Source organism: Roseomonas chloroacetimidivorans, assembly GCF_049629625.1.
GTDB classification, from domain to species: Bacteria; Pseudomonadota; Alphaproteobacteria; order Acetobacterales; family Acetobacteraceae; genus Roseomonas; species Roseomonas chloroacetimidivorans.
In genome coordinates, this window is the sequence record NZ_JBNBZS010000001.1 from 365,759 (window position 1) to 372,605 (window position 6,847).

Sequence of the window (6,847 nt, forward strand, 5' to 3'; positions counted from 1 at the left end):
GTTTCCTCAGCCGGCCGCGAAATTCGGATGCACCACCTGGCCGCCGCGCGTCAGCATCACGCCGCGCACGAGGTCATCCTCGGCCGGAAGAACCGGCTTGGAGGAGTCCTTGTCCCAGAAGGTGGTCAGGAAGGTCAGGAGGTTGCGGGCATAGAGGCTGCTCGCCGCCGCCGGAATGCGTGCGGGCCAGTTGCGATAGCCCAGGACCTGCACACCATTGGGGGTGGTAATCGCCTCCCCAGGCTTGGTCAGCGCGCAGTTGCCGCCCGCGTCAGAGGCAATGTCCACGATGACGGAGCCGGGCTTCATGGAGGCGACCATGGCCTCCGTCACCAGGGTCGGGGCGCGGCGGCCCTGGACCAGGGCGGTGCAGACCACGATATCCATCTTCGCGATGGCGCCGGCCACCACCTCAGCCTGCTTGGCTAGGAATTCGGCGGACATGGGCTTCGCATAGCCGCCAGCGGTCTGCGCGGCGCGGCTTTCCTCATCCTCATAGCCGACGAAGCTGGCGCCGAGGGACTTGATCTCCTCCTTGGCGGCCGGCCGCACATCAGTGGCGGAGACGCGGCCGCCGAGGCGGCGCGCGGTGGCGATGGCCTGGAGACCGGCAACGCCCGCGCCCATGATCAGGACATTCGCGGCGGGGATGGTGCCGGCGGCGGTCATCAGCATGGGAAAAGCGCGGTCGAAGGCGGCGGCGCCCTCGATCACCGCGCGGTAGCCAGCGAGATTCGCCTGGGAGGAAAGCACGTCCATGCTCTGCGCGCGGGTGGTGCGGGGCAGCAGCTCCATCGCCGCGGCATCGATGCCGGCGGCGGCGTAGCGGCCGGCCGCGTCCTTGTCGGCACCCATGGTGGCGACCACCAGCGCGCCGCGGGGGATGAGGGACAGCTCATCAAGCGCGCCCTCCCCCGCCGCCAGCGGTGCGCGGACCTTCAGCACGATCCCGGCGCCCGACAGCGCCGCAGCGGCGTCGGGCGCCACCGTCGCGCCGGCCTCCGCATAGGCGGGATCGGGATGGCCGGCCGTCAGGCCTGCCCCGCTCTCCACCGCCACCGTGCAGCCGAGTGCAATCAGTTTTTTTACGGTCTCCGGAGTTGCCGCCACCCGGGACTCGTCCGCCCGGCGCTCCTTCAACACCGAAAGCCGCATCATTCCGTTTCCTGTCCTTCGTCGGGCGGGCGAAGATCGCGGCAGGTGCGAAAAGGTGCAAGCCTGAACCGGTTACGCAGCACCTGCCCACTGCGCAATCCTGTCGCGCCTTCCGGCCGAAAAGCGCAAGAATCGAACGCAGATGCGTGGATCTACTCTGCGGCCGGTGCCCCAGCGGCCACCCGAAGAGTCGTGACGAAAGCTTCCGCCGCCGGGGAAAGTGCCCGGCCGGCGCGGCGGATCAGCAAGATGCTCCGCCGAATCTCCGGGGCGACGATGGGAGCGGCCCGCAGGACGGAATCGGCGCCGACCGCAGAGGAGGGCAGCACCGCCACGCCCAGCCCGGCCCGAACCAAGCCGATCGCGGTGCTCATATAGGTGACTTCACAGGCCGGCACGACGGTGAGGCCCTGGCTGGCGAAGGCACGGTCCACCAGCACGCGCACGCTGCTCTCGGGGTCGGTCAAGATCAGGGTGGCGGTGGCGAGTTCGGCCAGCGGGATCTCCGCCCGGCCCGCCAGCGGGTGGTCGTGGCGAATCGCAGCCACCATGCGGTCTTCGATCAGCGGCTCGGCCAGAGTTTCGGCATCGGCCTCCACATCCGTACCGATGGCTAGCTCCACCTCCCCCGCCCGGACCAGGGCGGCGATGCGGCTGGCCACGGCATCGCGGATCAGGATCTGCACGCCAGGATAGGCTGCGCGGAAGCGGGCAAGTACCCGGGGCAGCAGGGTGGCGCCGATAGAGGGAAGCGCGGCCAGCCGGACGATGCCGACGCGTCTCGCGGCCACGTCCCGCGCATGGGTGACCAGCAGGTCGAAATCGCCGACCAGGCGCTCGAATTCCTGGGCGAGGCGACGGCCCTCGGAAGTCGGAACGGTGCCGCGGGCGCCGCGGTCCAGGAGCTGGAGGCCAAGCGATTCCTCGAACTGCCGGAGTTGCACGGTGAGAGTGGGCTGGGAAATGCCCAGCGCCTCCGCCGCCCGGGTAAGGCTGCCGAGGCGGACCACAGCCACGAAGGCGCGGGCCTGGCGGAGGCTTGCTTCCATATAGATTTTCTATGGTAGCGATCCGAACCTTTCAATTGTCTGATGACCGGACGCAGGCTCAACTGCGCTCGCGCGGCCGGCCAAGCGGCGGCGGACAGAAGTGTGCCGGTGAAGCCTGCCGGCCCGATGGAGGAAACACGCATGACGCAGACCGTGCTTTCACGGCGCTCGCTCCTCGCAGCCGGTGGCGCGGCCGCCCTCGCCCGTCCGGCCCTGGGCCAGGGTGCCTGGCCGAACAGGCCGATCCGGATGATCGTGCCCTTCGCGGCCGGCACCAGCACGGACATCATGACGCGGCTGGTCACGCCCCGCATGTCCGAGGAGTTGGGCCAGCCGATCGTGGTGGAGAACCGGCCGGGGGCCGGCGGCATCGTCGGGTCGGACGCCGTCGCGAAATCGGCGCCTGATGGGTACAACCTCTGCATGGGGTCGATCGCGTCCCATTCGGTGAACCAGACGCTGATCCGCACCATCCCCTATGACGTTCTGCGGGATTTCACCCCTGTCTCGCTCGTGACCAACGCGCCGAACCTGCTGGTGGTGGGGAACCAGGTTCCGGCGAAGACGCTGCCCGAATTCATAGCCTGGGCGAAGACACAGCGCAGCGTGGCCTATGCCTCGGCGGGGAACGGAACCTCCTCCCATCTCGCGGGGGAGTTGCTGAAGCTGAAGACGGGGGCGCCGCTGGAGCATGTGCCCTATCGCTCCGCCCCGCAGGGGCTGACGGATGTGATCTCGGGCCAGGTGCCCATGACGATCTACCAAGTGACGGCGGTGCTGCCCTTCGTGCGGGAAGGCAGGATGAGGGCCCTGGCTGCCACCTCGGCGAAGCGGCTGGAATGGACGCCGGAGGTGCCGACTGCCATCGAGCAGGGGATCGCGGATTTCGACGTCTCGGCCTGGCATGGGCTATTCGCGCCGGCGAACCTGCCGGGGCCGGTGCTGGACAAGATTTATGGTGCGCTGAGTAAGGCGCTGAACGACCAGGCGCTGCGGCCCAAGCTGGTGGACCAGGGCCTGGAGCCCGTGGGGATGAGCCCATCGGAGTTCCGCACCTATTTGGCGGCTGACATCGCCAAGTGGCGCGAGGTGATCCGCGCGGCGGATATCAAGGCGGATTGAGGACCATGGCCGAGATGCTTCGCATTGGCTGCGGCTCCGGCTTCTCCGGGGACCGGATCGATGCGCCCATTCCCGTGGTGGCCGCGCTTGTGAAGGCGGGCGGCCCGGCCGCGCTGATGCTGGAGGTGCTGGGGGAGCGCACCCTGGCGCTGGCGCAGGGCGAGCGGCTGAAGAACCCGGAAGCGGGCTATGAGCCGATGCTGGAGGCGTTGCTGCGCCCGATCCTGGCCACTTGCCGGGAGCACCGCATCCCCATCGTGACCAATGGCGGCGCGGCCAATCCGCCGGCGGCGGGGCGCGCGGTACTGCGGTTGGCGAAGGAGTTGGGGGTCGGGGGGCTGCGCGTGGCCGTTGTCCAGGGCGACGATGTGCGGGGCACTGATGCCCTGGACGACCTGGCGCCCTGGGAAGGCGAGCCGGGCGCGGTGATGGAGAAGGACAAGGTCATCGCGGCCAATGTCTATCTGGGCGCGCAGCCCATCGCGCAGGCGTTGCGGCAGGGGGCGGATGTGGTGATCACGGGGCGATGCTCCGATCCGGCGCTCGCACTGGGGCCGATGATCGCGCATTTCGGCTGGGCGGAGGATGACTGGGACCGGCTGGCCGCGGGCACGGCCTGCGGGCACTTGCTGGAATGCGGCAGCCAGGTCACCGGTGGCTACTTCGCCGATCCCGGAGTGAAGGATGTGGAAGGCCTGGACGATACCGGCTTTCCGATTGCCGAGGTGACGGAAGACGGTGGCTTCGTGATCACCAAGCCACAGGGCACAGGCGGGCTGGTGGACCTCCGGACGGTGAAGGAGCAGCTCCTCTACGAGATCCACGATCCCGCGGCCTACCTCACCCCCGATGTGGTGCTGGACATCACCGAGGTGGAGCTGGAGCAGGAGGGCAAGGACCGGGTCCGCGTGCGGGGATGCCGCGGCAAGCCCCGGCCGGAGCGGCTGAAGGCCACGGTTTCCTTTCCCGGCGGCTGGCTGGGCGAGGGCGAGATCTCCTATGCCGGGCCGAATGCGCGGGCGCGGGCGGAGCTGGCGGGTCGCACCCTGCTGGACCGGGCGCGGCGCCTGGGGCTGGAGGGCCGGGCTCGGCTGGACCTGATCGGGGTGGCCAGCGTGCATGAGGGGGATTCCGGGGCGCTGCGGGGCCAGCGCGCGGATGAGCCGGACGAGGTGCGGCTGCGGCTTTCGCTGGCCACCGACAACCGGGCTCCGGCTGAGCGGGCAACGCGGGAGGTGCTGGCTCTGCTCTGCTGCGGGCCGGCAGGCGGCGGGGGCGTGCGGATGCGGGTGGTGGACCGGGTGCGGACCCTCTCCTTCCTCGTCCCGCGGGAACGGGTTCATCCGATGGTGGAGGTGCTCTCGTGATCCTGTACGAGCTGGCGCATGCCCGCGCGGGCGATAAGGGCAACCGGCTGAATATCGGGCTCTTCGCGCGCGACCCGGCGCATTACGAGCATCTGGCCGCGCAGGTGACGCCGGAGCGGGTGCAGGCGCATTTCGCCCATCGCGGGGCAACCCGGGTGGTGCGCTACGACCTGCCCCGGCTGCACGGCTTCAACTTCGTGCTGGACGACGTGCTGGAAGGCGGGGTGAACGGGGCGCTGAACCTGGACGGGCACGGAAAGACCCTGTCCTTTCTGCTGCTGGGCATGGCAATCGAGGCGCCGCCCGCGCGTTAAGGCGGCATGATTCTGCGAGAGCCGGAGGATGGCTTCCGCCTCCTCGTCCCACAGCCCTCCCACGCCCTGCTCTCCGGCCAGATCATGGCCGCCTGGGGCGCGCCGGGCTTCGCACGGCCGGATCCCGCCACGGAGGTGATCCTGGCGGCGGAGCAGCATGACGTGGCCTGGATGGCCTGGGAGGCGGCGCCGACCCTGGACCGGGCGACGGGGTTGCCGCATTCCTTCACGGCGATCGGGGCCGCGCTGCATGCGCCGCGCTGGGCGCGGGGGGTGGAGCTGGCGCGGGCGGCCTGGGGACTGTGGCCCGCGCTGCTGGTTTCACGCCACGGCACGCTGATCTACACGCGCTACGCCAATCCGCAGCGGGACACGCAGGCCGATAAGGAGGCGGCGGCACGCTACCTGGCGGAGCAGACCCCGATGCAGCAGGAATGGGCCGCGAAGCTGGGCGCCTCCCAGGAGCAGGTGGACCGCAACGCCGCGCTGGTGGCGGTGGCGGATGCCATCTCACTCGCGCTCTGCTTTGCCCGGCCGGAGATGGCGGGGGAAGCGCCCATGGAGGATGGAACCAGCCGGAAGCTGCGGCTGACGAGGCTGGCGAAGGATCGCTGGTCACTGGATCCCTGGCCCTTCCGCGAGGCGTCGCTGACGCTGCGCTGCGAGGCAATCCGCCTGCCCGCCGGGACGCGCTGGACCGAGGAGGAGGCGATGCGCCACGACCTGCGCGGCGCATCGCGTTTCATGCTGGCCGAAACACTGGCGCCGGCCTGACGGATCAGACCGCCGGCGTGACCGTCGGCGGCACCCCGGCCTCCGCCAGCGCAGCGGCCTGCCGCTGGGCCAGGTCGGCTTCTCGATAGTCCTCGATGAGCTCGTGGAAGAGGTTGTGCCAGTTCATCTCGGCCTTCAGCCGAAGAAACACGCTGCCCAGGCCGACTGCGGCGCGGTCCATCAACACAAATTCCCGCGGCGGGCGCACGCCGCCCACACGCTTGAGGCCGGCATGGACCTCGGCCGCGACCTTGCGGCCATAATCCGGGTCATTCGTCTCCTGCACCGGGCGAACGCGATCCTGCATCAGGGGCTCGTAGAGGAAGCGGGCCCAGTTGAGCAGGACCTCCATCGTCTCGCGCTTCAGGTCCTTGAAGCCCCAGAGCTCGAAGGCATGCGCGGCCTTGTCATTATCTCCGTCGCGCACCGCCTCGTAGAGCGTGAGCGTGCCGGTGATGAAGCGCGGCGGGAAGATCCGGATGGCGCCGAAATCGAGGAGGTTGATGCCCCCTTCCTCCGGCCGCACCTGATAGTTGCCGAGATGCGGGTCGCCATGGATGACGCCGTAGCGGTAGAGCGGCAGATACCAGGCGTGGAAGAGCGCCTTGGCATAGGCGTTGCGCTCCTCCAGCGAGGGATCCTCCTCTAGCCGCGTGAGGATGGAGCGGCCGTCCAGCCAGCTCATGGTGAGCAGACGCTTCGTCGTCAGCTCCTGGACCGGCGAGGGCACAAGCACATCCGGCGTGTCGCGCAGCATGATGCCGTACATGCGCTGCTGCGCGGCTTCGCGCTCATAATCCAGCTCCTCGCGGAGCCGCTCGCGCAGCTCCTCATAGACGTCGTCGTGCTGGATCGTGTTGTCCATGCGGGCATAGAGGCCCATCGCAAGGCGGAGCTGGCGCAGGTCAGCCTCCACCACGCTCGGCATATCCGGGTATTGCAGCTTGCAAGCAACGAGCCTGCCGTCGGGCAGCGTGGCGCGGTGGACCTGGCCGAGGGCGGCCGCGGCCGCGGCCGCCCGCCCCCAATACGTGTACCTGCTCTACCACGCCGGGCCCCGCACGGG

General features: G+C 69.5%; 6 protein-coding genes and 1 pseudogene. 4 read left to right on the plus strand and 3 right to left on the minus strand.

Features of this window, described 5'->3' with window-relative positions; genetic code table 11:
• Positions 1-6 precede the first annotated feature (6 nt).
• Positions 7-1,155: a Re/Si-specific NAD(P)(+) transhydrogenase subunit alpha gene (locus ACO1BU_RS01790; RefSeq protein ID WP_424134192.1), complete on the minus strand. Its 1,149-nt coding sequence runs from the start codon at positions 1,153-1,155 to the stop codon at positions 7-9.
• Between the two features lie 152 nt (positions 1,156-1,307).
• Positions 1,308-2,204 (minus strand): LysR family transcriptional regulator, encoded by an 897-nt coding sequence (locus ACO1BU_RS01795; RefSeq protein ID WP_424134177.1) that lies wholly within the window; start codon positions 2,202-2,204, stop codon positions 1,308-1,310.
• A gap of 141 nt (positions 2,205-2,345) precedes the next feature.
• On the opposite strand from ACO1BU_RS01795, the gene ACO1BU_RS01800 reads away from it, so the two are divergent.
• Genes ACO1BU_RS01800 through ACO1BU_RS01815 form a run of 4 tightly spaced genes read left to right on the plus strand, consistent with a single transcriptional unit; the run spans position 2,346 to position 5,781 of the window.
• A complete protein-coding gene (locus ACO1BU_RS01800; protein WP_424134178.1) occupies positions 2,346-3,326 on the plus strand; it encodes a Bug family tripartite tricarboxylate transporter substrate binding protein in 981 nt (326 codons plus the stop codon).
• Positions 3,327-3,331: 5 nt separating this feature from the next.
• The gene (locus ACO1BU_RS01805) at positions 3,332-4,693 is read left to right on the plus strand and encodes an acyclic terpene utilization AtuA family protein (RefSeq protein WP_424134179.1); all 1,362 of its coding nucleotides are present in this window, start codon (positions 3,332-3,334) and stop codon (positions 4,691-4,693) included.
• On the plus strand, positions 4,690-5,007 hold the full coding sequence (locus ACO1BU_RS01810) for an AtuA-related protein (RefSeq protein WP_424134180.1): 318 nt from the start codon (positions 4,690-4,692) through the stop codon (positions 5,005-5,007). Before ACO1BU_RS01805 ends, ACO1BU_RS01810 begins: the two co-directional genes overlap by 4 nt.
• Before the next feature lie 6 nt (positions 5,008-5,013).
• Complete coding sequence (locus ACO1BU_RS01815; protein WP_424134181.1) at positions 5,014-5,781, plus strand: DUF3891 family protein; 768 nt, start codon at positions 5,014-5,016, stop codon at positions 5,779-5,781.
• 4 nt (positions 5,782-5,785) lie between these two features.
• Here ACO1BU_RS01815 and ACO1BU_RS01820 read toward each other — a convergent pair.
• Positions 5,786-6,820: pseudogene (locus ACO1BU_RS01820) on the minus strand (ABC1 kinase family protein); the annotation flags it as partial.
• Positions 6,821-6,847: the final 27 nt, after the last annotated feature.

Excerpts from the sequence above, each read along its gene's own strand:
- ACO1BU_RS01790 (WP_424134192.1), bottom strand. The coding sequence starts at position 1,155 with ATGCGGCTTTCGGTGTTGAAGGAGCGCCGGGCGGACGAGTCCCGGGTG.
- ACO1BU_RS01795 (WP_424134177.1), bottom strand. The coding sequence starts at position 2,204 with ATGGAAGCAAGCCTCCGCCAGGCCCGCGCCTTCGTGGCTGTGGTCCGC.
- ACO1BU_RS01800 (WP_424134178.1), top strand. The coding sequence starts at position 2,346 with ATGACGCAGACCGTGCTTTCACGGCGCTCGCTCCTCGCAGCCGGTGGC.
- ACO1BU_RS01805 (WP_424134179.1), top strand. The coding sequence starts at position 3,332 with ATGGCCGAGATGCTTCGCATTGGCTGCGGCTCCGGCTTCTCCGGGGAC.
- ACO1BU_RS01815 (WP_424134181.1), top strand. The coding sequence starts at position 5,014 with ATGATTCTGCGAGAGCCGGAGGATGGCTTCCGCCTCCTCGTCCCACAG.